Source organism: Kocuria cellulosilytica (assembly GCF_040981245.1).
GTDB lineage: Bacteria > Actinomycetota > Actinomycetes > Actinomycetales > Micrococcaceae > Kocuria > Kocuria cellulosilytica.
In genome coordinates, this window is the sequence record NZ_JAVFWZ010000004.1 from 276,299 (window position 1) to 299,960 (window position 23,662).

The following is a 23,662-nucleotide window of genomic DNA, read 5'->3' on the forward strand; positions in this document are numbered from 1 at the left end:
CCGACCGCGATCAGCCGGCCGGCTCGTGCGACGGACTGGCCCACGGGCCCGTGATCGCCAGGGTGAGTCCGGCCTGCTGCAGGTTGACGAACAGGTGGACACCGTCCTGCGAGAACACGGGGCCGCAGAACTCCGAGTCGTCGAGGTCGTTGCGGGCCAGCGCGTAGGCACGCCTCCGCTCGGTCACCCCGACCAGGTGGCTGGTGCCGTCCCCGTCCTCGGCGAGGACGAGTCCGCCCTGCGGGGAGATCGTGATGTTGTCGGGCCGCTCGAAGCGCATCTCGAGGTCCCGGTCCTCCCGGACGCCGAAGAGCACGGTCAGGACGACCGTCCCGGCGGCCGGGTCGTGGAACCACACCTGACCGTTGTGGACGGGCTGATCCGGGGCCCGACCGGTCCCGCCGTCCCCTCCGGCCCGTCCGCGTAGCTGGAGACGAAGTAGACGCCGTCGTCGTTCCACCACTGCCCCTCGAGCTTGTGCGCACGGGTGACGGCGCCGTCGTCGAACTGCCGGCGCACCGACTCGTCCCGCCCGTCGCGGTCGGGGACGTCGATCCACTCGACGTCGTAGCGGGTTCCCACGGTGGTCGCCTCCGCCAGGTCCCGGACCACGGTCCCCTCCGCGAGGCACCGCATCGCCTGCAGCCGGCCGGCGACGTCGCCGCCCTCCAACTCCGCGAGCTCGCGCAGCGCGTGCCGCCCCGGGACGAACCCGGGCGGCGGCGTCCAGCGGAAGCAGAGCCCGCTGGGGTCCCCGGCGTCCTCTGTCAGGTAGGTCCGGGTGGTGGACGGGTCGACCGCCACGGCCTCGTGCGAGGAGCGGCCCAGGAACTTCAAGGGAACCGGTGACCTGTCGAGATTGGCGTCGCGGCTCTCCGGATCGACCTCGAACACGTGCCCGTGGTCCAGGGTGAGGCCGTCGTCGCCGGCTCGCGCGCTCGTCTCCTCGCAGCTCGGCCACGTGCCCCAGGGAGTGACGCCGCCGGCGCAGTTGTTGACGGTCCCGGCCGGCGACGTGCACTGGGACGTCCTGCGGCCGTCGGCGCCGACGACCAGGGTGGTCGTGCCGCCGGTCGCGCCGGGGTCGTGGACGAGTCCCTCCACCAGGGGCACCGCGTGCGGCTCGGTGCCGTTGTTCTCGTGGTTGCAGATCAGCACGGTGCCGCCTCCGGGGCCGCCGAAGACCCCCATGCCGTTGGGGCTGGCCGGCCGGGCGCACCGGCCCGGTGCTGATCACGCCAGTGACGACCGTGGCGACGCGGCACCCCTTGACGCCGGGTGACGGGCGGCGGGAGGCCCACCGGCCACTAAGCAGGCTTACACTACGGCTTCAGCACTGCTAGGTTGGCAGGGCGGCGCACGGCCGTCGCCGAGACCGACCCCGGGACGAGGGAGCACAGCATGGACGAGAACTACGACGTGGTCGTCGTCGGCGGGGGACCGGCCGGCCTCGCCGGCGCCCTGTGCCTGGCCCGCGCCCGGCGCTCGGTCCTCGTGGTGGACGCCGGGGCCCCGCGCAACGACCCCGCCGAGCACGTGCACAACTACCTCGGCCGGGACGGCGACGCCCCGGGCGCGCTGCTCGCCGACGGGCGCGCCGAGATCGCCGGCTACGGCGCCGACGTCGTCGACGGCACCGTCGTCTCCGCGCGGGCGGGAGGGGAGGACGGCCGCGGCGCGCGGTTCGTCCTGACGCTCGAGGACGGCCGGTCCGTGCGGGCACGGCGGGTCCTGATCACCACCGGGCTCACCGACGAGCTGCCGGACGTCCCCGGCCTGGCGCAGCGGTGGGGGCGCGACGTCATCCACTGTCCCTACTGCCACGGCTGGGAGTGGCGCGACGAACCGCTGGCGGTCCTGGGCACGGGTCCCACGGCGGTGCAGCAGGCACAGCTGTTCCGGCAGTGGAGCCACGACATCACGCTCGTGCAGCACACCGCCCCGGACCCCGACGACGACGAGCGCGCGCAGCTGGCGGCCCTCGGCATCGAGTGCGTGGCGGGCGAGGTGTCGGGCGTCGAGGTGGCCGGCGACCGGATCACCGGGCTGCGGCTGGTCTCGGGGGACCTGGTGCCCTGCCGTGCCGTGGTGGTCGTGCCCCGGTTCACGGTCCGGTCCGACCTCATCGACTCCCTGGCCCTGGACACGGCGCAGGAGGAGGAGAAGGGCCACGCGGTCGGCAGCTACGTGCCCTCGGCGCCCACCGGTGGCACGGACGTGCCGGGGGTCTACGTGGCGGGCAACGTCACGGACCTGCACGCCCAGGTCCTGGCCGCGGCGGCCGCCGGGCTCAAGACCGGCACGGCCGTCAACACCGACCTGCTGGCCGAGGACCTCGACCGTGCGCGCACCGGCCACGGCGGGACGTGACCGGCCCTGCCGCGCAGAGGCGGAACCGCGGGGGGCGGACGCGCCGGGCCCTCGGCGCCTCCGCCGCGCCGGAGGAGCTGCGGCGGAGCTCCTGAGGCACGCGCCGGCCCGCCGGCCCGGGTCCTGACCCGGGCCGGCGGGACAGGATCAGGCCAGCGAGGCGTCCAGCGTGATGTCGACGGCCAGGGCCTGCGAGACCGGGCAGCCGGCCTTGGCCTCCTCGGCGATCCGCGCGAAGTCCTCCTGCGAGAGGTTCTCCACCTGCGCCTCGACGATCAGCTTGACCCCCTTGATGCCCTCGCCCGCCACGAAGGTGACCTCGGCCGAGGAGTCCAGGCGGGTGGGCGGGGTGTCGTTCTGGGCGAGCATGTTGGAGAACGCCATGGCGAAGCAGGTGGCGTGCGCGGAGGCCAGGAGCTCCTCCGGGCTCGTCCGGGGCCCGGCGCCGCTCTCGGCGCGCGTGTCCCAGTCCACGTCGAAGGGGCCCAGGCCCGAGCCGCTCAGCTCGGTGGTGCCCGAGCCGTTGAAGAGATCGCCGGTCCAGACGGTGCTGGCCTTGCTGACGACGGGTTTCGGCATAGTTCCTCCTGAGGTCCACGGCGGGCGGGCGCTCCGCCTGCCGGCGCCTGGCGGCGCTGCTGTCACGCTAACGGATCCCGCACGCTCTGTGCCCGGCCGTGGCTGTGTTTCGGGGGGCGGCGCGGGCGCGGACGACCGCGGGGCGCACTACCCGAGAGGTTTCCGGGGGAGGTCCGGACCGCGGGACGTCCCGCGGTCGGCGACGGCACGGGCGGTCGCGTGCGCGGCCGCGGACACGACCCGCTCCAGCGGGCCCCTTCCGAACGCGTGCCGCCAGGCGAGGGCCACGAGGGCGGAGACCACGAGGCAGGCCACGGACCAGAGCAGGGGGCTGCTGTAGTGGACCTCGGTGGAGAGCAGGACCAGCTGGCCCGTGTACAGGGTCAGGGTCATCGTCCCCATGGCCGTGAGCGGCAGCAGCCACTTGCCGAACTCGCGCCCGGCGAGCAGGAGGGCGCCGAGCACGGCCGTGCTGACCCCCAGGCTCCAGGCCACCGACAGGGGCGTGTTGGCGTGCGGGGCGGAGAGCACCTGCCACCACAGGGAGGAGGTCGGCAGCGGTCCGTCGCCGCCGAACACGATGATGTGGTCCAGGTCCGCCCGGGTGAGCTCCACGATGCTGTAGAGCAGGACGTTGTAGCCGTCCATGCCGTAGAGGAGCACCCAGGAGACGAGCTTGGCGAGGGCCGCGAGGCCGAGCCCCACGGCCAGCAGACGGGCCTGGACGCGCAGGCCCTTGAGGTTGAGCCGGCCGAAGGCCAGCCCGGCCAGCAGGTACGACAGGTAGGTCACCGCCGGGTACGTGCCGGTCAGCGTCAGCTGCCAGAACAGCGCGGCCGGTTCGGTGACCAGGTGCGCGAAGGTCGGGTTCACGGAGCTGTGCTCGGGCACCAGGTCGCCCAGCCAGTGGATCAGGAAGGGGCCCACGAGCAGGAAGCCGCCCGCGCACAGCAGCAGGGTCCGCGGCCGCAGGCCGAGGAAGGGCAGCGCGAGCAGGAAGAAGAGCCCGTAGTGGACGAGGATGTTGACGGCCGGCGGATCCGCCGGCATCAGGTAGTCCACCGTCAGGCCGAGCGCCATGATCAGCAGCGCGCGCACCGCGATCCCGGCGCGGGCGGCGGTGAGGTCACGGCCCCTGCGGGGCCGGCGCCCGCCGGTGGAGAAGGCGAGGCTGACGCCGGCGAGGAGGGCGAACAGCGCCGCGGAGTCCCCCGCGAACAGCAGCCAGGACAGCGTCGGGCGGTCGTTGTCCGGATAGGACTGCGGCAGGAAGTGCACGGCCGTCAGCCCCACGAGAGCCAGACCCCGCGCGGCGTCCACGGCGACCAGGCGCCCGGCCGATCGGCGGGGGTCGAGCCCGCCGGTGGCCTCCGCGGCCCGGTCTCTCGTGGGGTGGTCGTTCATGGGTCCCGCCGTCCTGCTCCTCATCCCCGGCCCCACGGTGGGCCGCTCTCAAGGATGTCGTGTGCACTGCCGCCAATCTTCGCATCCGCGCCGGTGGTCGCGGCAACGTTGCGCCGGGAGGCTCAGGAGGCGGCGGCCGCCGGGCCGGGCGGCGGCACGGGGAGCCCGGCGCAGCGGCGGTGCAGCAACTTGGCCCGCATCCGGCGCCGGGCGTCCAGGGCGGCCGCGGCCGGTTCGGGGGGCTCCACCTCGGGCACGAGGATCTCGACCGCCTCGCCGAGCTCGGCGTCGTGCTCGACGGTCCCCCGGAGCAGGTCCACCGTGGCGGGCTCGAGCTCGTGCACGCAGGTGAGGTCCACGCCGACCCGCGCCGCGGGGAGCGCGGTGCGCGCCCGCCGGAGGACGGGATGGAGCGCCTGCTGGTTCGCCCGGGTCAGGGCGCCGGCCACATTGACCCGGACGTACCGGCCGTCGAGGTCCACCTCGACGAGGACGGAGATCTTGCGCTGCACGGAGTGGGCTCCTTCACGGCGCGGCGGTCCGCCGAACCGTCCGGTGGACAGTAAGCACGCTGTGCTCTTGGGTGCCGACAAACCGTAAGTCATCTGTCGTTCCGGTGGCAAGCGCGGCGGTGGGGAGCGCCGGGCACGCCTTCCCGTCCTGCCCGCCGGCGGAGGCGCCCGCGGCCCCCGAGGCGGCGCGACCCCTCGCGGCCGCCGCGGCACCGGGCCGCCCGACCGGTCCCCGGTGCTACGCTCCGAGGTGAGCCGGACGTTCCCGGCGACGACGGCGGGCCTCCCACCGTGCCCGTCCGCACCGCTCCAGCCCGTCCCGGATGGTGGTGATCACCGTTTCCCCGCACCCGTCCCCCGCAGGGACCACCGGACCCACCCGCACCTTCGGCGTCGAGGAGGAGCTGCTCCTCGTGGACGCCCGGACCCTCGAGCCCGCGGCGGTGAGCCCCGGGGTGGTCCGCGACCACGGCGGGTCCCCGGCGCCGTCCGGGCACCGGATCTGCACCGAGCTCCAGCAGGAGCAGATCGAGGTCGCGTGCCCGCCGGTGACCGGTCTCGCGGACCAGCTCGCGGCCGTCCGCCGGGGCAGGGCGCTGCTGGACGCCGCCGCGCACCGCGCCGGCGCCCGGGTCGTGGCCCTGGCCTCGCCGGTGTTCCCCTCCCGGCCGCATCTCGTGCCCCGACCCCGCTACGCATGGCTGCGCGAGCGCTTCGGCCTCGTCGCGGCCGAGCAGCTGACCTGCGGACTGCACGTCCACGTGGAGATCGCCGGCCCGGACGAGGGCGTGGCCGTGCTGGACCGGATCCGTGGCTGGCTCCCGGTGCTCCTGGCGCTCAGCGCGAACTCGCCCTTCTGGTACGGCCAGGACACCGGCTTCGCCAGCTACCGGTACCAGACGTGGACCCGCTGGCCCACGGCAGGGCCGGACGAGCTGCTGGGCACGCCCCAGGAGTACGACCGCCGGTGCGAGGCCCTGCTGCGCTCCGGGGTGGCCCTGGACCGCGGCATGCTGTACTTCGACGCCCGGCTCTCCGCCCGCTATCCCACCGTGGAGATCCGGGTCGCGGACGTGTGCCTCGAGGCCGAGCACGCCGCGGTGCTGGCGGCCCTGGTCCGCGCCCTGGTCGAGACGGCGGCCCGGCAGTGGCGGGCCGGCGCCGCGGCCCCGCGGACCGGCGTGGGGCAGCTGCGCGCGTGGTCCTGGCAGGCCGGCGCCGCCGGGGTCGAGGGCGCGCTGGTCAGCCCGGGCTCCGGCGCGCCCGCGCCCGCCGCGGAGGTCGTGGCGGAGCTGCTCGACCTCGTGCGGCCCGTGCTCGCGCAGTGGGGCGAGGCCGGGCAGGTGGAGGCGGTGGTGGCCGGCATCCTGCGCGACGGCTCCGGGGCGCGGCGGCAGCGCGCGGCCTTCGCCGCCCGGCAGGACCCGCGCGACGTCGTGCGGGCGGCGCTCGAGGCGACCCACCGGTGAGGGCCCGGCGGCACCCCGCCCTCGAGCGGCGGCGTCTCGACGTCGGTGCCTGCACCGTGGTCGTGCGGGGGACCTTCCACCGGGGGCTGCCCCCGGTGGTCCTCGTGCACGGCATCGGGATGTCGGGGGCGTACTTCCTGCGCCTGGCGGACGTGCTCGCGGCCACGCACGACGTCTACGCCCTCGACCTGCCGGGCTACGGGGCGGCGCCGCGCCCGGACCGGCCCCTCACGGTGCCCGAGCTCGGCCGCGTGGTCGCGGGAGCGGTCGGGGAGCTCGGGCTGCAGGCCCCCGTCGTCCTCGGCCACTCCATGGGGTGCCAGATCGTCGTGGACACCGTCAAGGACCATCCCGGTCTGTGCGCCGGCTACGTGCTGGTGGGTCCGACCGTGGACGACTCCGCCCGCACCCTGCTCCGGCAGGCGTGGCGGCTGCTGCGGGACAGCCTGCGCGAACCGCCGCGGACCAACGCCGTGGTCGTGCGCGAGTACCTGCGGATGGGTCCGCTGCGCTATCTGCGCACTGCCCGGCACATGCTCCGCGACCGGATCGAGCAGGACATCCGGGCCTGCACGCCGCCCGGCCTGGTCGTGCGCGGGACCCGCGACCCCATCGCCAGGCGGGACTGGGTCCGCCGGCTGGCCCGGGCCGCTCCCGACGCCCGTCTCGTGGAGATCCCCGGTGCCCCGCACAACGTCCAGCACACCGGCCCGCGCGAGCTCGCCGCCGCCTGCGCCCCCTTCCTCGCCGCCTGCCGGCCCGGTGCCCGTCCCGGGAGCCCGTCGTGAGCCCGCGCCGGCCGGGCGGCGCGGGCGCCGATCTCGCGGTCTGGGCCCTGGACTACGTCTACGCGCTCCGCTGGCAGGCCGCCGGTCTCCTCGGCCGCTGGGACCCCGCCCACTACCGGGGCCCGGGAGCGCCCGGCAGGCCGCCCGTCGTGCTCATCCCCGGCATCTACGAGTCGTGGACCTTCATGCTCCCGGTCGCCGGGGTCCTGCGGGAGCACGGGCACGACGTCCACGTCGTCGAGGACCTGCGGTTCAACACCGGGACCATCGAGGAGATGGCGGCGCTGGTCGACGAGCACATCCGTCGGGAGGAGCTCGAGCGGTGCGTGCTGGTGGCGCACAGCAAGGGCGGGCTGATCGGCAAGCACCTGCTGGCCCACCACAACGCCCGCACCGTCATCCAGGGCCTCGTGGCCGTCAACACCCCCTTCTCCGGCTCGAAGCTCGCCCGTCTGCTGCCCCTCCCGGCCATCCGGGTGTTCCTGCCGCACTCCCCGGAGCTCACGGCGCTGACCACCCGCCGGGAGGTCAACCAGCGGATCGTCTCCGTCTACGGCCTGTTCGACCCCCACATCCCGGGGGGCAGCCGGCTCGAGGGCGCGCGCAACGTCCAGCTGGGAACGCGCGGGCACTTCCTGCCGCTGAGCGACCCGCGCGTGCACCGGGCGATCGTGGAGGGGGTCAGCGGGCTCGCGCGCTGACCCGCCGGGGAGCGGGCACCGGGCGGGGCCGGAACGGGTCCGGCCCGGCGTCGGAGCCGACTGCTACGCTTCCGCCACCGGGCGGCCCCGAGCAGGACGCCGGGGCAGGCACGACGGACGACGTCGGAGGGACGGGTGGGGACCGTGGTCGTACTGGGACTGACGCCCTTCCAGGGCTGGGAGGTGATCTCCTGGGCCCTGCTGCTCGCCGCCGCGGCCTGGACCGCGGCGCGGGGCGTCCGGTGGATCGTGCGCCGCTACGGGCAGAACACCCGCTGGGGCCGCAGGGCGCGCACCCGGCTCGGCCTGCGCCGGGCCCGCGACGGTCTGCTGGAGCGCCATGCGGCCGGGGAGCTCACCGAGGACGAGTACCGGGAGCGGCTGCGGCTGCTCGAGCAGGAGGGCCGTCCCGGTCCGTGACCGCCCGGCGGCGGGCCGGGCGCACGGGCGCCGCAGGGGGCTGACGGACGGCAAGCAGGCTGACAGACTGGAGGCGTTCGGGTCCCGCCGCGTGCGGCGGGACGAGACCAGGCGACGACAAGGAGTTCCCATGTCCGAGAAGCCCAACCCCATCGAGCTGCAGAAGCACCTCAGCGGCCTGGACTACCCGGTCGGCAAGGACGAGATCGTGCGGAGGGCCCAGGACTCCGGCGCGGACGACTCCGTCCTGGAGGCCCTGCGCGGCCTGCCGGACCGGCAGTACGAGAAGCCCACGCACGTGACCGAGGCGGTCTTCGGCGAGTAGGCCGCGCGGCCCGCGGCGGCGGGGGAGAGCGGCGCACCGGCGCGCGCCCCCGCCGCGCCGGTGCGCCGCCAGGTCCCCGGTGATCCCGCCGGGCTCGGCGCCCCGGCCGGCACCGCCCGGATCGAGCGCCCCGGTCAGTCCTCCCGGCCGCCGTGCTCCAGGTCCGCGATCCCGCGGATGTCCCGGAGCGCGGACCCGTCCCCGTACTTGCTCGACGTGATCACGCTGAACGTGCCGTTGGTCTCGAGCACGACCGCCTCCACCTGGGAGAGGTCCCCGGTGCCCTGCATCCGCACGGCCTGGCGCAGCTCGGACTCGGTCAGCCGGTTGCGGTGGAGCGCCTCGTGCCGGATCCTCCCCCCGGCCAGCAGCAGCGCCGGCTCGGCGGTGAAGACGCCGCGCATGCGCGGCCAGCGCGCGGAGATCCAGGCCACCAGCAGCTGCAGGGCGGCGAGCAGGGCGAGGGCGGTGATCCCCTCGCTCCAGGAGACGTCCGTGCTGAGGAAGATCGTGGCGAGGGTCGAGCCGAGGGCGACCGTGACCACGAAGTCGAAGACGTTGAGCTGCCCGAGGGTGCGCTTCCCGGACAGCCGCAGGATCAGCACGAGCGTCGTGTAGGAGGCGGCGCCCACGAGGAGGATGCGCAGGACGGCGGCCCAGGAGTCAAACCACACCACGACCACCTCCTGGGCCGGGGACGGTGCGCGACGGGGTCATGCGGAGGCCTCCTCCTTCTCCTTGAGCTCCGGTTCGCGGCGCTGCAGCCAGGCGCTCAGCGGCGCCGAGGTGAGCCCGTGGACGACCACGGAGGCGGTGATGGCCAGGGTGGCGTAGACGAAGATCTCGTGGTGGCCGGTGTGGCGCTCGGCCAGGGTGGCGTAGAACAGCGCCGAGACGCCCACGGGGGCGAACCAGCTCAGGAACGCGGTCTCGGAGCGGTCGTGAACGTCCTTCAGCAGCGGCCGCAGCGCCCACAGGGTCACCAGGCGGCGCACCAGCACGGCGGCGGCCACGACCAGGGGGACGATCCAGCCCAGGGCGGCCCACTCGCCGAAGGGCAGGGCGATGCCCAGCAGCAGGAACACCGGCAGCAGGAACAGGCGGGCCACGGCGTCGTGCACCTTGTCCTCCTGGGCCTCCTCCCGCTGCGGGATGACCTGGCCGAACACGGCCACCCCGACGAAGACCACCAGGATCGCGTCGGTGCCCAGCAGCTTGCCGGTCCCCAGCAGCAGCAGGGCCAGCGGGACGATGAACGCCAGGTAGGAGCTCTCCTCCATCAGCCCGTGCTTCCGCACGAGGACGAAGAGCCTCCCCAGCAGGTACCCGGCCACCGCGCCGATGACGGCGCCGGCGAGCACCTCCCACAGCAGCACCTTCGTGAGCAGCTCGTACCAGGCCCGGTCCGGTGCCGTCAGCAGCAGCACGGGCAGCATGACGAAGAGGTAGCCCAGCCCGTCGTTGATCCCGCTCTCGGCCGAGAGGTTGTGCCGGACCCGCTCGGTGACCTTCTCCTCGGCCATCGACCCCGTGACGATCGGGGTGGTGACCACCGGGTCGGTCGGGGTGATGATCGCCCCGACCAGCAGCGCGATCAGGAACGGGACGCCCAGGCCCCACCACAGCACGCCGGTGGCGACCACGAGCATCAGGGCCATGCCCGCCCCGATGATCACCACGATCCACCGGGCGTTGTCCCGCCAGTAGCCGTGCGGCAGGCGCAGGGCGACCCCGGCCAGCCCCACGGCCAGGGTGATCCGTGCGGCCTGCTCGAGCAGCGTGCCCTCGGGGATCCCGAAGTCCTCCATCCGCAGCAGGCCCAGGGCGTGCGGGCCGATCAGGGCCCCGAAGGCCAGGCACAGCAGGGGACCGGGCAGGCTGGCCCGCTGCAGCACGGTCGAGAACGACGCGAACACGAGGAGGGCACCGGCGAACAGCGCCAGCAGCAGGTTGATGTCCATGTGGCTCCTTCCGCTGTCGCCCCGGGCCGGGGACGGTGTCCGGCTCCTACGGTAACCCTGCTGATGGTGTCCGGAGCAAGAGCGGTTCCGGGCACGGGCCACCGGGTAGGGTCGCCGGACAGGGAGACGGGCCAACGGGAACGGAGCGAGGACGTGGACGTGCTGCTGACGGTGACGGGGATCGCGATCGTCGTGGTCGGGCTGTGGGACATCTACCACAGCCTGCTGCACCCGAGCGGCACGGGAGCCATCGGCGGGAGGGTGCAGGCGGGCGTCTGGTGGATCTCCCGCCGCACCGGGCACCGCTTCGGCTCCGCCGTGGGCCCGGGGTCGATGATCACGGTGGTGCTCGTGTGGGTGCTCCTGCAGGGGATCGGCTGGGCCCTGGTCTACCTGCCGCACGTGCCCGGCGGCTTCACGTACTCACCCGGCGTGGACGCGGCCGACTACCCCGACTTCGTGGAGGCGCTCTACATCTCCCTCGTGACGCTGGCGACGCTGGGCTTCGGGGACGTCGTGGCCACCGACCCGTGGATCCGGCTGGCCTCCCCGCTGGAGGCGCTGACCGGCTTCGCCCTGCTCACCGCGGCCCTGACGTGGTTCACCCAGATCTACCCGCCCCTGTCCCGCCGGCGGTCCCTGGCGCTCGAGCTGAAGTCCCTCGCCGAGGTGGGCTACGCGGACGTCCTCGCGGAGGAGGACCCGGTGACGGCGACCCGGGTGCTCGACGGACTGGCCGCGGAGGTGGCCAAGGCCCGGATCGACTTCACGCAGCACGGGGAGACGTACTACTTCCAGGAGGAGGACCCGGACCTCTCCCTGGCCCGGCACCTGCCCTACGCGCTCGAGCTGCGCGACCGCGCCGCCGCGTGCTCGGCACCGCGGGTGCGCACGAGCGCACGCCGCCTGGGCCTGGCCCTGGAGCAGCTCGGGCAGAAGCTGCGGGAGGACTTCCTCGGCACGGGGGAGGCCCCCGAGGAGGTCTTCGCCGCCTACGCCGAGGACCACGGGCGGGAGGCCCGCCGCTGAGCCGGCACGGGGAACAATCCTCCGCCGCCCCCGGTTGCGCCGGACATGAAGGCATTGACGTACGCCCGCTACGGCGGCCCCGAAGTCCTCGAGCTCACCGACCTCCCCGAGCCCAAGGTGCCTCCGGGCTGGGTGCTCGTGAAGGTGCGCAGCGCCGCGATCAACCCCGTGGACCGGATGATCATGTCCGGTGGCCTCGATCCGCTCATGGAGGTCCAGTTCCCCGTGGTGCCCGGATGGGACGTGTCCGGGGTCGTGGAGAGGGTCGGCATCGACGTGCCGGAGTGGGCCCCCGGGGACGAGGTGGTCTCCTACGCCCGCACGGACTGGGTGCACGGCGGGACGATGGCCGAGTACGTCGCCCTGCCCGCCCGCCTGCTGGCGCCGAAGCCCGCCTCCGTGGACTGGGACCGGGCGGCGTCCCTCCCGCTGGCCGGGCTCACGGCCTACCAGGTCCTCGGCCGTCTCGACGTCGCCGCGGCGGAGACCGTGCTCGTCCACAACGCCTCCGGCGGCGTGGGCGGCTGCGCCGTGCAGCTCGCCGTCGCCCGGGGCGCCCGGGTGATCGGCACGGCGTCGGAGGCCAACCACGACTACCTGCGCGGTCTCGGCGCGGAGCCCGTGGCCTACGGGGACGGGCTGCCCGAGCGGGTCCGGGAGCTGGCGCCCGAGGGCGTGGACGTGGTGGTCGACCTCGTGGGCGGGGTCGTCGAGCAGACGCTCGCCGTGCTCAAGGACGGCGGGCGGCACGCCTCCGTTGCCGACGACGCCGTCGAGGCCCACGGCGGGACGTGGATGTGGGTGCGCCCCTCCGCCGAGGACCTCACCGAGCTGGGCCGGCTGGTGGACCGGGGCGTGCTCCGGATCGAGCTCGCCCGCAGCGTGCCCCTGGCCGAGGCCGTGGAGGCCTACCGGCTCAGCCAGGAGGGCCACGTCCGGGGCAAGATCGCCGTCCGCATGGCGTGAGCGGCGGCGCCCGGCGCCCCGTAGGTGCACAGCAGGCTGACTGGCACAATGGCCCTGTGACCGACCAGACAGAGATCCTGAGCGCCCTCGAGGACGCGCGGGCGCTGCTCGCGGCGTCCGACCTCCCGCTGTCCACGACGGACGTGCTGGGCCGGCGCGAGGACATCGACCGCGCCGTCGCCCAGCTCGACGACTACGTCCTGCCCCGGGTGCGCTCCCTCGACGCGCCGCTGCTCGCGGTGGTCGGCGGCTCCACGGGCGCCGGCAAGTCGACCCTGGTCAACGCGCTCGTGGGCCACCCCGTGACCCGCTCCGGGGCCATCCGCCCCACCACCCGGCAGCCCATCCTGATCCACCACCCGCGCGACGCCGAGGCGTTCTCGACCCAGCGGGTGCTCCCGCACCTGAGCCGGATCCACGCGCAGAAGGTCACCCCTGCTGGCTCGACCGCCGCGGACACCGCCTCCCCGGCCGCGCTGCCCGGCACCGCGGACGGACAGGCGCTCGTGCTGCTGGCCGAGCCGCGCATCCCCGAGGGGGTCGCCCTGCTCGACGCCCCCGACGTCGACTCGATCTCCGACGAGAACCGCCGGCTCGCGGGGCAGCTGCTCGCCGCCGCCGACCTGTGGCTGTTCGTGACCACCGCGAACCGCTACGCCGACGCGGTGCCGTGGCGGCTGCTCGTCGAGGCCGCCCAGCGGGACATCACGGTGGCCGTGGTCCTCGACCGGGTCCCGCACGGGCTCGAGGCCGAGATCGAGGAGGACCTCCGCAGGATGCTCGCGGAGCAGGGCCTCGGGAACGCCCCGGTCTTCACGGTCCCGGAGTCGCCCCTCAACGAGACCGGCATGCTCCCGCCGCACGTCGTCGCCCCCGTCGCGGACTTCCTCGCCGAGCTGGGGCGCAGCGCGGCCTCCCGCTCGGAGATCGCCCGCCGGACCCTCGGCGGAGCGGTGCGCTCCATCGCCGAGCGCACCGGCGCGGCCGGGACCGCGGTGCTCGCCCAGCAGCGCGTGGCGGCACAGCTGCGCAACGACGTGGACCGCGCCTTCGACGAGGCGCTGGCCGCCGTCGTCGAGTCGACCCGCGACGGGACCCTGCTGCGGGGGGAGGTGCTCGCCCGGTGGCAGGACTTCGTGGGCACCGGAGAGTTCTTCCGCGGCCTCGAGGCCGGGATCGGGCGGATGCGGGACCGGATCACGGCCTTCTTCAGCGGGAGGCCGGCGCCCGAGGTCGAGGTCGAGGAGGCCATCGAGACCGGGCTACAGACCGTGATCGTGGAGGAGGCCGCGCGCGCCTCGGAGACCGCGGAGCGCCGCTGGCAGGACGAGCCGGCCGGCCGGGTGCTCCTCGGCGGGTCCGACCTCGGCTCGCTGCCGCCGGACTTCCGCGAGCGCACCGCCGAGCAGGTGCGCGCGTGGCAGGGCGACCTCATGGCGCTGATCCAGCGCGAGGGCGCGGACAAGCGGACCAAGGCGCGGGCGATGTCCCTGGGCGTCAACGCCCTGACCGTGATCCTGATGATCGGCGTGTTCTCCATGACCGGCGGGCTCACCGGGCTGGAGGTCGGGATCGCCGGCGGCTCCGGCGTGGTCGGCACCAAGCTGCTCGAGGCGGTCTTCGGGGAGGACGCCGTGCGGCGGATGGCCGAGGACGCCCGCAAGAACCTCGAGTCCCGGATCTCCACGCTCATGGACCAGCAGGCGTCCGTGTTCCTGCGGCGCCTCGACGTCCTGGACGGGCACCCGGAGGCCGACGAGCTGGCCGCCGCGGCCGAGCGCATCCGCAGCGCGGGACGGTCGCTGGGGGAGGGCCGGTGAGCCCCGCCAACCAGGCGGCCCCCACCCTCTCCGAGCGGCTCACGGCGCTCGCGCGCGCCACGGACCTGGCCTCCGGACGGCTCGACGAGGAGGTCGTGGCGGCGTCCCGCACCGTCCTGGACCGTGCGGCCGAGCGGCGCTCCCTGTCCGCCGACCACACCGTGGTGGGCTTCTTCGGGGCGACCGGGTCCGGGAAGTCCACCCTGTTCAACGCCGTCGTGGGACGGGACATCGCCCGGGCCGCGGCCCGCCGCCCCACCACCGCGGAGCCGCTGGCCGCCGTCTGGGGGGAGCAGGGCAGCGAGGCCCTGCTGGACTGGCTCGACGTCTCCCAGCGCCACCACGTCGACACGCCCCTGCCCGCGGCGCACGAGGACACCGGCCGGTGGACCCGCGTCAAGGAGCGGTTCACGGGCGGGTCCGCCGCGGAGGGGCCCGGCGGGCTGATCCTCCTCGACCTGCCGGACTTCGACTCCGTGAGCCTGCACCACCGCACCATCGTGCAGCGCCTGGTCGGGATGGTGGACGTCGTGGTGTGGGTCGTGGACCCGCAGAAGTACGCCGACGCGGTCATCCACCAGGACTTCATCGCGCCGCTGGCCCGCCACGGGGCCGTGACCATGGTGGTGATGAACCAGGTGGACCGGCTGCCGGCGGCGGAGGTGCCCGCCGTGATGGCCTCCCTCGAGGAGCTCGTGGCCCAGGACGGGCTGCCCACCACGGGCCTGTCCAAGCCGGTGGCCGTCTCCGCGGTGACCGGGGAGGGCGTCGGGGCGCTGCGCGCCCGGATCCGTGCGGTGGCCGACTCCAAGGCCGCCGCCGGCGCCCGGCTCGACGCCGACGTCGACGACGCCGCCGCGCGGCTCGCCGAGGCCTCCGGGGAGGGGGAGCCGGCCGGGATCACCGAGCCGGCGCAGGAGCGGCTCACGGACGGCCTGGCGCAGGCCGCCAACGTGCCCGGCATCGCCCGGGCCGCCGGGAGGTCCTACGCCCTGCACGCCGCCGGGCACACCGGGTGGATCGCCACCCGGTGGCTGCTGAGGTTCCGCAAGGACCCGATGCGGCGGCTGAACCTCGACCGGGGCCGGACCGTGAACCCGGAGGTCAACCGCACGTCCCTGCCCCCCATGGGCGCCGCCCAGCGGGCGGCGGCCGACTCCGCCGTGCGCACGTTCGCCCACGACGCCGCGGACGGGGCCGCGGAGCCGTGGACCCGGTCGGTCCGCCAGGCCGCCCGCACCCACGAGCAGAAGCTCCCGGACGCGATCGACCAGGCCGTCGCCCGCACCGACTTCCGGGCCGGGCGGAACTCCTGGTGGTGGATCGCCTTCGACGTCGTCCAGTGGCTCGCGATGCTCGCGGTGGTGGCGGGCCTGGTCTGGCTGCTGGGGCTGTTCCTGCTGGAGTGGTTCCAGATCCCCGTCCCGCCGCCCCCGTCCGTCGAGGGCTTCCCGCTGCCGGTGCCCACGCTGCTGGTCCTCGCCGGGGTGGTGCTCGGGATCTTCACGGCCCTGACCGGCCGGATCCTCGCGGGCTTCGGGGCCCGGATGCGGGAGCGCTCGGTGCGGCGCCGGCTGCGCGCGTCGGTGGCCGAGGCCGGCCGCCGCACCGTCGTGGAGCCCGTGCGGGCGGAGCTCGACGCCTTCGCCGCCTTCCGGCAGGCCCTCGCCGTCCTGCGCCGCTGAGGTCCTGCGCCGCCGAGGTCCTGTGCCGGGGGACCCAGCGCCGCTGAGCAGGGCAGGGGGCCGCCCCGCCACGAGGGCGGCGGGGTCGGCTACGGGGCGGTGGCCCGGACGGCCTCCGTGAGCCGGCGCGCGGCCTGCACCACGACCTCGGCGTGCAGCCGCCCCGGCTGGCGGGTGAGCCGCTCGATCGGCCCCGAGATCGAGACCGCGGCGATCACCCGGCCCGAGGGCCCGCGCACCGGCGCCGAGACGGAGGCGATGCCCGGCTCCCGCTCACCCAGCGACTGCGCCCAGCCCCGGCGGCGCACCCCGGCCAGCACGGTCGCGGAGAACCGCGCGTGCCGCAGGCCCTCGAGCAGCCGGTCGTGGTCCTCCCACGCGACGAGCACCTGCGCGGCGGAACCGGCCTTCATGGACAGCTGCGTGCCCACGGGGATCGTGTCCCGCAGCCCGATGGGCCGCTCGGCCGAGGCCACGCACACGCGCCAGTCGCCCTGCCGGCGGAAGATCTGGGCGGACTCCCCGGTGGCGTCCCGCAGGTTCACCAGGACGGGGCCGGCGGAGGCGATCAGACGGTCCTCGCCGGCCGCGGAGGCCAGCTCCACGAGCCGGGAGCCGAGCACGAACCGGCCCTGGACGTCCCGGCCCACGAACCGGTGGTGGGCCAGCGCCACGGCCAGCCGGTGCACGGTGGGGCGGGCGAGCCCCGTGGCGCTCACCAGCTGCGCGAGGGTCGCCGGCCCCGCCTCGAGCGCGTCGAGGATCATCGCGGCCTTGTCGACCACCCCCACCCCGCTGGGCGCGGTGGTCGAGGCCAGCGCCAGCGCCTCGCCGGTGCCGTGCCCGCCGAGCGGCGTGCCGAGCGGGGCGCCGGACGGGTCCATGTGTCCAGATGTGTCCATGCACTGATACTGCCGTCTCAGAATGTGAGAAGCAAGCCGCAGGGCTGGCCCACCGCGGCGCGGGCGCCGACCATGGAGGAAACACGTTGCACAGGCAGCACGGAAGGATCCGCCATGCCGGACTACCAGTCCTCGACCCCCACCACGGCCTCCGCCACGCCCTCCGGGGCCCCGGGTGGCCGCACCCTCGCCGAGAAGGTCTGGGCGGACCACCTCGTGCGCAAGGGCGAGGACGGCCGGCCGGACCTGCTCTACATCGACCTGCACCTGCTGCACGAGGTCACCTCGCCGCAGGCCTTCGAAGGGCTGCGGCTGGCGGGGCGCCCGCTGCGCCGCCCGGATCTGACGATCGCCACGGAGGACCACAACACGCCCACGCAGGACATCTTCTCCCGCATCGCCGACGACACCTCCCGCAAGCAGATCGAGACGCTGCGCACCAACTGCGCCGAGTTCGGGGTGCGCCTGCACCCGCTCGGGGACGCCGAGCAGGGCATCGTGCACGTGGTGGGTCCCCAGCTGGGCCTCACGCAGCCCGGCATGACCGTGGTCTGCGGCGACTCCCACACCTCCACCCACGGCGCGTTCGGCGCGCTCGCCTTCGGCATCGGCACCTCCGAGGTCGAGCACGTCATGGCCACCCAGACGCTGCCCCTGGCCCCGTTCCGGACCATGGCCGTCAACGTCGAGGGCACGCTGCGCCCGGGCGTCTCCGCCAAGGACATCATCCTGGCCGTGATCGCGAAGATCGGCACCGGCGGCGGACAGGGCTACGTCCTGGAGTACCGGGGCTCGGCCATCCGGGCGCTGTCCATGGAGGCCCGGATGACCATCTGCAACATGTCGATCGAGGCGGGGGCCCGGGCCGGCATGATCGCCCCGGACGAGACGACCTTCGACTACGTCAAGGGCCGCCCCCACGCGCCGGAGGGCGCCGAGTGGGACGCGGCGGTCGAGTACTGGCGGACCCTGCGCACCGACGAGGACGCCGTCTACGACGCCGAGGTGTTCCTGGACGCGGACGAGCTGGAGCCGTTCGTCACCTGGGGCACCAACCCCGGCCAGGGCGTCCCCCTGTCCCAGTCGGTGCCCGATCCCGAGGACATCGGGGACGAGAACGACAAGGCCAACGCCCGCCGGGCCCTGGAGTACATGGGCCTGGCCGCCGGCACCCCGATGAAGGAGATCCCGGTGGACACCGTCTTCCTGGGCTCCTGCACCAACTCCCGGATCGAGGACCTGCGGGCCGCGGCCGAGATCGTCAAGGGCCGCACCAAGGCCGAGAACGTCCGGATGATGGTGGTGCCCGGCTCCGCCAAGGTGCGGCTGCAGGCGGAGGCCGAGGGCCTGGACCGGGTGTTCACGGAGTTCGGCGCCGACTGGCGCTTCGCGGGCTGCTCGATGTGCCTGGGCATGAACCCGGACCAGCTGGCCCCCGGCGAGCGGTGCGCCTCGACGTCGAACCGCAACTTCGAGGGCCGGCAGGGCAAGGGCGGGCGCACCCACCTCGTCTCGCCCGTGGTGGCCGCGGCCACCGCGGTGCGCGGCACGCTGTCCTCCCCGTCCGACCTCGACGCCCCCGGCGACGTCGCCGCCGCGGCCTGACCGCCGCCCGAACCCAGGAAGGCCCTGCCATGGAGAAGTTCAGCACCCACCGGGGGATCGGCGTCCCGCTGCGCCAGTCCAACGTGGACACCGACCAGATCATCCCGGCCGTCTACCTCAAGCGGATCACCAAGACCGGGTTCGAGGACGCCCTGTTCGCCGCCTGGCGGAAGAACGAGGACTTCGTGCTCAACCGGGAGCCCTACCGCCACGGCTCCGTGCTGGTGGCCGGGCCCGACTTCGGCACCGGCTCCTCGCGCGAGCACGCGGTGTGGGCGCTGCGCGACTACGGCTTCCAGGCTGTGATCTCCTCCCGGTTCGCGGACATCTTCCGCGGCAACTCGGGCAAGCAGGGCCTGCTGGCCGCGCAGGTGGACCAGGCCGACGTCGAGCTGCTGTGGAAGCTGATCGAGGAGCACCCCGGCACCGAGATCGAGGTCGACCTCGAGTCCCGGACCGTGACCTGCGACACGGTCACCGTCCCGTTCTCCATCGACGACTACACGCGCTGGCGCCTCATGGAGGGCCTGGACGACATCGGCCTGACCCTCCAGCGCGAGGAGGACATCGTCGCGTTCGAGGCCGGGCGCCCCGCGTTCAAGCCGACCACGCTGCCCGCCCGCACCTGAGCGCGCCACGCCCGGCACGGCCCGGCGGAGCCCACCGGGCCCCGCCGGGCCGTCGCGCTGTCCCGGACACGCACGACGGCGGCCCTGGTGCGAGGGCCCGCGCCGGGGAACCTACACTGTACGGGTGCCGCTCCCGCTCGGGGGTGGCCCGGCAACAGCAGATCGGAAGGTCATGAGCAGCGCACTGCACATCACGGGCGGCGTCCCCCTGTCCGGGCAGGTCACCGTGCGAGGTGCCAAGAACCTCGTCCCCAAGGCCATGGTGGCCGCCCTCCTGGGCTCCACGCCGTCCGTCCTGGCGAACGTGCCCGAGATCAAGGACGTCCAGGTCGTCACCAACCTGCTGGCGCTGCACGGGGTCGACGTGGCGCGCGAGGACGGCCGGCTGTCCCTGGACCCGTGCAACGTCACCACGGCGCGGCACGCGGACATCGACGCCCACGCCGGGGACTCCCGGATCCCGATCCTGCTGTGCGGGCCCCTCCTGCACGCCATCGGCGAGGCCTTCATCCCCGACCTCGGCGGGTGCAAGATCGGCGACCGGCCCATCAACTACCACCTCGACGTGCTGCGCCACTTCGGCGCCCGGGTCGAGAAGCTGGAGTCCGGGATCCGGATGAGCGCGCCGCACGGGCTGCACGGCGCCAAGGTCGAGCTGCCCTACCCCTCGGTCGGCGCGACCGAGCAGGTGCTGCTCACCGCCACCCGGGCCGACGGCCACACCGAGCTGCGCGGCGCGGCCACCGAGCCCGAGATCATGGACCTCATCGCGATCCTGCAGAAGATGGGCGCCATCATCACGGTCCAGACCGACCGGGTGATCCGCATCGAGGGCGTCCCCGAGCTCACCGGCTACCGGCACCGGGCCATGCCCGACCGGATCGAGGCGGCGTCCTGGGGCTCCGCGGCGCTCGCCACCGGCGGCGACATCTTCGTGGCCGGCGCCCGGCAGTCCGACATGATGACCTTCCTCAACACCTTCCGCAAGATCGGCGGCGGCCTCGACATCACGGAGGACGGCATCCGCTTCTACCACCCCGGCGGGGACCTCAACCCGCTCATCGTGGAGACCGACGTGCACCCCGGGTTCATGACCGACTGGCAGCAACCGCTGGTGGTCGCCCTGACCCAGGCCTCGGGCGTGTCCATCGTGCACGAGACCGTGTACGAGAACCGCTTCGGCTTCACCGCCGCCCTCAACCGGATGGGGGCCACGATCCAGCTGCACCGCGAGTGCCTGGGCTCCGTGCCCTGCCGCTTCGGGCAGCGCAACTTCGTGCACTCGGCCGTGATCTCCGGGGCCACCCCGCTGCAGGCCTCGGAGATCAACATCCCCGACCTGCGCGGCGGCTTCTCGCACCTCATCGCCGCGATGGCCGCCGAGGGCACCTCCCACGTCACGGGCGTGGAGCTCATCGAGCGCGGCTACGAGCACTTCACCCACAAGCTGGCGGGGCTCGGGGCGTCCTTCGAGCTCGACGGCGAGTGAGCCGGGCCCGCCGATGAGCCGCACCTCGAAGCGCAGCCTGTTCCGCGTGCTCGCGGGCGTCGTGAAACCGGCCTACGGGCTGGCGGCCCGGCTGAGCTGGACGGGGGAGGAGCACCTGCCCGCCGAGGGCGGGTTCATCGTGGTGCCCAACCACCTCACCGAGCTCGATCCCCTGACGGTCGCCATCACGCTCTACGACAACGGGATCATGCCCCGCTTCCTGGCGAAGGAGTCGCTGTTCCGCGCCCCCGTGGTCGGGGCGGTGCTCCGGGCCACGGGCCAGGTCCCCGTGCTGCGGGGCACGGCCGACGCCGCGGCGGCGCTCACGGCCGCCCGCGCCGAGCTGGCCTCCGGCGGCGCCGTGGTGATCTACCCCGAGGGGACCCTCACCCGCGACCCCGGCCGCTGGCCGATGACCGGGCACACGGGCGCCGCACGCCTCGCCCTCGCCACCGGTGCCCCCGTGGTCCCGGTGGCGCACTGGGGGGACCAGGAGGTCCTCGACCTCGACCGCTCCACCGGCCGGCGCAGGATCAGCCTCTTCCCCCGGAAGGACGTGCGCGTGCGGATCGGGCCGCCCGTGGACCTCACGCCGTGGCGGGACGACGTCCCCGACCTGACCCACCCGGTGGGCCGCCACGCCGCCCGGCTCGAGGACGCCACCGACGCCGTCATGCGCGCCGTCACCCGGGAGCTCGCGCAGCTGCGGGGGACGGACGCGCCGGCCGCCCTCTGGGACCGCCGCAGGGGAGGCCGCCTGTGACGCAGCCCGACCCTGCCACGCCGCGCCCCCGCGGACTGCCCGCCGCCGGGCCGCGGCGGATCGCCGTCCTCGGCGCCGGGTCGTGGGGCACGACCTTCGCCAAGATCCTCGCCGACAGCGCCCGGGAGGCCGCGCACGACCGCCACGAGCCGCCCGGGAGGACCGTGGCGCTGTGGGGGCGCAGCGCCGACGCGATGGGCCACGCCGCGCGCACCCGCGTCAACGACCGCTACGTCCCCGGCATCCGGCTGCCCGGGCGCCTGGAGATCACCGCCGACCTCCCCGCGGCCGTGCACGGGGCGGACCTCGTGGTGCTCGCGGTGCCCGCCCAGTCCCTGCGGGCCCAGCTGGCCGCCGCGGCCGGGCACCTCGAGCCGGACGCCGTGGTGCTGTCCCTGGCCAAGGGGCTCGAGCGGGACACGGGCCTGCGGATGAGCGAGGTGGTCGCCGAGGAGCTGGGGCGGGCCACCGGCCTGGGCCCCGAGCACTGGCGCGCCCGCACGTGCGTGCTCTCCGGGCCCAACCTGGCCATGGAGATCGCGGAGGAGCAGCCCACGGCCTCCGTCGTGGCCGCCCCCACCACGGAACTGGCCAGCTGGGTGGCGCACGCCTGCCGGACCCGCTACTTCCGCCCCTACACGAACACGGACGTGGTGGGCACCGAGATCGGCGGCGTCGTGAAGAACGTCATCGCCCTCGGCGTGGGCATCGCCGACGGCCGCCACTTCGGGGAGAACTCCAAGGCCTCCATCATCACCCGCGGGCTGGCCGAGACCACCCGGCTCGCGCTGGCCCTGGGCGGACGGCTGGAGACCCTCTCCGGGCTCGCCGGCCTGGGGGACCTCGTGGCCACTTGCTCCTCGCCGCTGTCCCGCAACCGCACCGCCGGCCGGCTCCTCGGCCTGGGCCTGACGCCCGAGGAGGTGCAGGAGGAGATGACCCAGACCGCCGAGGGCATCAAGTCCGCCCCCGCCGTGCTCGCCCTCGCCCGCCGGCACGGCGTCGACATGCCCATCACCGACGCCGTCGTGGCCATCCTCCGCGAGGAGATCACCATCGACGACGTAGCTCAGCTGCTGCTGGGCCGAGAGATCAAATCCGAAGGGACCGCCCCATGACCCCCCGCCCCTGCGTCGCCGTGCTGTTCGGCGGGCGCTCCAGCGAGCACTCCATCTCCCTCATCACGGCCCGCGGCGTCCTGCGCGCCGTCGACCGCGAGAAGTGGGACGTGGTGACCGTCGGCATCGCCACCTCCGGGGAGTGGTTCCTCTGCCCGCAGGAGCAGCTTGAGGCCCTCCTCGACGCGGACCCGATCGCCGAGCTGCCCGTGGGCGACGAGCTCGTGAGCCTTCCCCTGAAGGTCGGGGAGAGCGAGCTCATCGTCCGCCAGGACGGCCCCTGCGGGCAGACCGTGAGCCGGGACCGGCACATCGACGTGGTCCTGCCCCTGCTGCACGGGCCCTTCGGCGAGGACGGCACCCTGCAGGGCCTGCTCGAGCTCGCCGACCTGCGCTACGTGGGCTGCGGGGTCACGGCCTCCGCGGTGGGGATGGACAAGCACTTCATGAAGCTCGCCTTCGAGGCGGCGGGCCTGGAGGTGGGCCCCTACACGGTGGTGACCGACCGGCAGTGGGCCGTGGACCCCGACGGTGTGCGCGAGCGCATCGCGCAGCTGGGCTTCCCCGTGTTCGTCAAGCCGGCCCGTGCCGGGTCCTCCTTCGGCATCACCAAGGTGGACCGTGCCGAGGAGCTGGACACGGCGATCGCCGCCGCCCGCGAGCACGACCGCAAGCTGGTGGTCGAGGCGGGGATCGTGGGGCGGGAGATCGAGTGCGCCGTGCTCGAGGGCCGCGGCAACGCGGCCGCCCGGACCTCCATGCCGGGCGAGATCGAGATCGTCGACGAGCACGCGTTCTACGACTTCGAGGCCAAGTACGTCTCGCAGGCCTCCGCGCGGCTCAGCTGCCCGGCGGACCTGCCGGAGGAGGCCATCGAGACGATCCGCCGCCGCGCCGTCACCGCCTTCGAGTCGCTGGACGGGGAGGGCCTGTGCCGCGCCGACTTCTTCTACACCCCGGACGGCCGGGTGGTCATCAACGAGATCAACACGATGCCCGGGTTCACGCCGATCTCGATGTACCCGCGGATGTGGGCCGCCTCGGGGCTCGACTACGCCGAGCTCATCGACGAGCTCCTGGGCCTCGCCCTGGAACGGCCGGTGGGGCTGCGCTGAGCCGTCGCCGTA

The 23,662-nt window shown here is 74.5% G+C and carries 24 protein-coding genes; 16 read left to right on the plus strand and 8 right to left on the minus strand.

Annotated features, from left to right (window positions below; translation table 11 throughout):
• Window positions 1–10: 10 nt before the first annotated feature.
• Together RCG67_RS08845 and RCG67_RS08850 are read right to left on the minus strand one after the other, a co-directional pair.
• On the minus strand, window positions 11–358 hold the full coding sequence (locus tag RCG67_RS08845; RefSeq protein WP_368825768.1) for an alkaline phosphatase PhoX: 348 nt from the start codon (window positions 356–358) through the stop codon (window positions 11–13).
• On the minus strand, window positions 319–1,191 hold the full coding sequence (locus RCG67_RS08850; RefSeq protein WP_368825769.1) for an alkaline phosphatase PhoX: 873 nt from the start codon (window positions 1,189–1,191) through the stop codon (window positions 319–321). Before RCG67_RS08850 ends, RCG67_RS08845 begins: the two co-directional genes overlap by 40 nt.
• Before the next feature lie 210 nt (window positions 1,192–1,401).
• Here RCG67_RS08850 and RCG67_RS08855 point away from each other — a divergent pair, with 210 nt between their 5' ends.
• Window positions 1,402–2,370, plus strand: a complete 969-nt coding sequence (locus RCG67_RS08855; protein WP_368825770.1) for an NAD(P)/FAD-dependent oxidoreductase — start codon at window positions 1,402–1,404, stop codon at window positions 2,368–2,370.
• Between the two features lie 147 nt (window positions 2,371–2,517).
• Here the strand turns inward: RCG67_RS08855 and RCG67_RS08860 are convergent, their stop codons facing one another.
• From RCG67_RS08860 to RCG67_RS08870, 3 genes are all read right to left on the minus strand, one after another.
• Window positions 2,518–2,949 carry an OsmC family peroxiredoxin gene (locus RCG67_RS08860; RefSeq protein WP_368825771.1) on the minus strand — a complete coding sequence of 144 codons (432 nt, stop codon included), beginning with the start codon at window positions 2,947–2,949 and terminating at the stop codon, window positions 2,518–2,520.
• A gap of 147 nt (window positions 2,950–3,096) precedes the next feature.
• Window positions 3,097–4,353 (minus strand): heparan-alpha-glucosaminide N-acetyltransferase domain-containing protein, encoded by a 1,257-nt coding sequence (locus RCG67_RS08865; RefSeq protein ID WP_368825772.1) that lies wholly within the window; start codon window positions 4,351–4,353, stop codon window positions 3,097–3,099.
• 122 nt (window positions 4,354–4,475) lie between these two features.
• The gene (locus RCG67_RS08870) at window positions 4,476–4,865 is read right to left on the minus strand and encodes a hypothetical protein (protein ID WP_368825773.1); all 390 of its coding nucleotides are present in this window, start codon (window positions 4,863–4,865) and stop codon (window positions 4,476–4,478) included.
• Window positions 4,866–5,188: 323 nt separating this feature from the next.
• Between RCG67_RS08870 and RCG67_RS08875 the strand changes: the two genes are divergently transcribed.
• From RCG67_RS08875 to RCG67_RS08895, 5 genes are all read left to right on the plus strand, one after another.
• Window positions 5,189–6,334: a carboxylate-amine ligase gene (locus tag RCG67_RS08875; protein ID WP_368825774.1), complete on the plus strand. Its 1,146-nt coding sequence runs from the start codon at window positions 5,189–5,191 to the stop codon at window positions 6,332–6,334.
• Window positions 6,331–7,122, plus strand: coding sequence for an alpha/beta fold hydrolase (locus tag RCG67_RS08880; RefSeq protein ID WP_368825775.1), 792 nt, complete (start codon window positions 6,331–6,333; stop codon window positions 7,120–7,122). The genes RCG67_RS08875 and RCG67_RS08880 overlap by 4 nt, the downstream gene beginning before the upstream one ends.
• On the plus strand, window positions 7,119–7,823 hold the full coding sequence (locus RCG67_RS08885; protein ID WP_368825776.1) for an esterase/lipase family protein: 705 nt from the start codon (window positions 7,119–7,121) through the stop codon (window positions 7,821–7,823). Before RCG67_RS08880 ends, RCG67_RS08885 begins: the two co-directional genes overlap by 4 nt.
• Before the next feature lie 144 nt (window positions 7,824–7,967).
• Complete coding sequence (locus RCG67_RS08890; RefSeq protein ID WP_368825777.1) at window positions 7,968–8,243, plus strand: SHOCT domain-containing protein; 276 nt, start codon at window positions 7,968–7,970, stop codon at window positions 8,241–8,243.
• Window positions 8,244–8,373: 130 nt separating this feature from the next.
• Window positions 8,374–8,568 carry a DUF2795 domain-containing protein gene (locus tag RCG67_RS08895; protein WP_058874655.1) on the plus strand — a complete coding sequence of 65 codons (195 nt, stop codon included), beginning with the start codon at window positions 8,374–8,376 and terminating at the stop codon, window positions 8,566–8,568.
• A 134-nt stretch (window positions 8,569–8,702) separates the two neighbouring features.
• Here the strand turns inward: RCG67_RS08895 and RCG67_RS08900 are convergent, their stop codons facing one another.
• Together RCG67_RS08900 and RCG67_RS08905 are read right to left on the minus strand one after the other, a co-directional pair.
• Window positions 8,703–9,245 carry a DUF421 domain-containing protein gene (locus RCG67_RS08900; RefSeq protein ID WP_368825778.1) on the minus strand — a complete coding sequence of 181 codons (543 nt, stop codon included), beginning with the start codon at window positions 9,243–9,245 and terminating at the stop codon, window positions 8,703–8,705.
• Between the two features lie 36 nt (window positions 9,246–9,281).
• The gene (locus tag RCG67_RS08905; RefSeq protein WP_368825779.1) at window positions 9,282–10,529 is read right to left on the minus strand and encodes a cation:proton antiporter domain-containing protein; all 1,248 of its coding nucleotides are present in this window, start codon (window positions 10,527–10,529) and stop codon (window positions 9,282–9,284) included.
• Window positions 10,530–10,682: 153 nt separating this feature from the next.
• Here RCG67_RS08905 and RCG67_RS08910 point away from each other — a divergent pair, with 153 nt between their 5' ends.
• From RCG67_RS08910 to RCG67_RS08925, 4 genes are read left to right on the plus strand one after another with little or no spacing between them, the layout of a single operon-like run.
• Window positions 10,683–11,558: a potassium channel family protein gene (locus RCG67_RS08910; RefSeq protein WP_368825780.1), complete on the plus strand. Its 876-nt coding sequence runs from the start codon at window positions 10,683–10,685 to the stop codon at window positions 11,556–11,558.
• A 45-nt stretch (window positions 11,559–11,603) separates the two neighbouring features.
• Complete coding sequence (locus RCG67_RS08915) at window positions 11,604–12,524, plus strand: NADP-dependent oxidoreductase (RefSeq protein ID WP_368825781.1); 921 nt, start codon at window positions 11,604–11,606, stop codon at window positions 12,522–12,524.
• A 56-nt stretch (window positions 12,525–12,580) separates the two neighbouring features.
• Complete coding sequence (locus RCG67_RS08920; protein WP_368825782.1) at window positions 12,581–14,344, plus strand: dynamin family protein; 1,764 nt, start codon at window positions 12,581–12,583, stop codon at window positions 14,342–14,344.
• Window positions 14,341–16,029, plus strand: coding sequence for a dynamin family protein (locus RCG67_RS08925; protein ID WP_368825783.1), 1,689 nt, complete (start codon window positions 14,341–14,343; stop codon window positions 16,027–16,029). Before RCG67_RS08920 ends, RCG67_RS08925 begins: the two co-directional genes overlap by 4 nt.
• Window positions 16,030–16,118: 89 nt before the next feature.
• On the opposite strand, the gene RCG67_RS08930 is transcribed toward RCG67_RS08925, so the two are convergent.
• Window positions 16,119–16,931, minus strand: coding sequence for an IclR family transcriptional regulator (locus RCG67_RS08930; RefSeq protein WP_368825784.1), 813 nt, complete (start codon window positions 16,929–16,931; stop codon window positions 16,119–16,121).
• Between the two features lie 114 nt (window positions 16,932–17,045).
• Between RCG67_RS08930 and leuC the strand changes: the two genes are divergently transcribed.
• The 6 genes from leuC (at window position 17,046) to RCG67_RS08960 (ending at window position 23,650) form a co-directional block, all read left to right on the plus strand.
• Window positions 17,046–18,536, plus strand: a complete 1,491-nt coding sequence (gene leuC, locus RCG67_RS08935; protein ID WP_368825785.1) for a 3-isopropylmalate dehydratase large subunit — start codon at window positions 17,046–17,048, stop codon at window positions 18,534–18,536.
• Window positions 18,537–18,565: 29 nt separating this feature from the next.
• Window positions 18,566–19,165 (plus strand): 3-isopropylmalate dehydratase small subunit, encoded by a 600-nt coding sequence (gene leuD / locus RCG67_RS08940; RefSeq protein WP_368825786.1) that lies wholly within the window; start codon window positions 18,566–18,568, stop codon window positions 19,163–19,165.
• A 172-nt stretch (window positions 19,166–19,337) separates the two neighbouring features.
• Window positions 19,338–20,654: a UDP-N-acetylglucosamine 1-carboxyvinyltransferase gene (murA, locus tag RCG67_RS08945; RefSeq protein WP_058874647.1), complete on the plus strand. Its 1,317-nt coding sequence runs from the start codon at window positions 19,338–19,340 to the stop codon at window positions 20,652–20,654.
• A 13-nt stretch (window positions 20,655–20,667) separates the two neighbouring features.
• Window positions 20,668–21,417, plus strand: coding sequence for a lysophospholipid acyltransferase family protein (locus RCG67_RS08950; RefSeq protein ID WP_368825787.1), 750 nt, complete (start codon window positions 20,668–20,670; stop codon window positions 21,415–21,417).
• Window positions 21,414–22,535 carry an NAD(P)H-dependent glycerol-3-phosphate dehydrogenase gene (locus RCG67_RS08955; RefSeq protein ID WP_368825788.1) on the plus strand — a complete coding sequence of 374 codons (1,122 nt, stop codon included), beginning with the start codon at window positions 21,414–21,416 and terminating at the stop codon, window positions 22,533–22,535. The genes RCG67_RS08950 and RCG67_RS08955 overlap by 4 nt, the downstream gene beginning before the upstream one ends.
• Window positions 22,532–23,650, plus strand: coding sequence for a D-alanine--D-alanine ligase family protein (locus tag RCG67_RS08960; RefSeq protein ID WP_368825789.1), 1,119 nt, complete (start codon window positions 22,532–22,534; stop codon window positions 23,648–23,650). The genes RCG67_RS08955 and RCG67_RS08960 overlap by 4 nt, the downstream gene beginning before the upstream one ends.
• The last annotated feature ends 12 nt before the right edge of the window (window positions 23,651–23,662 follow it).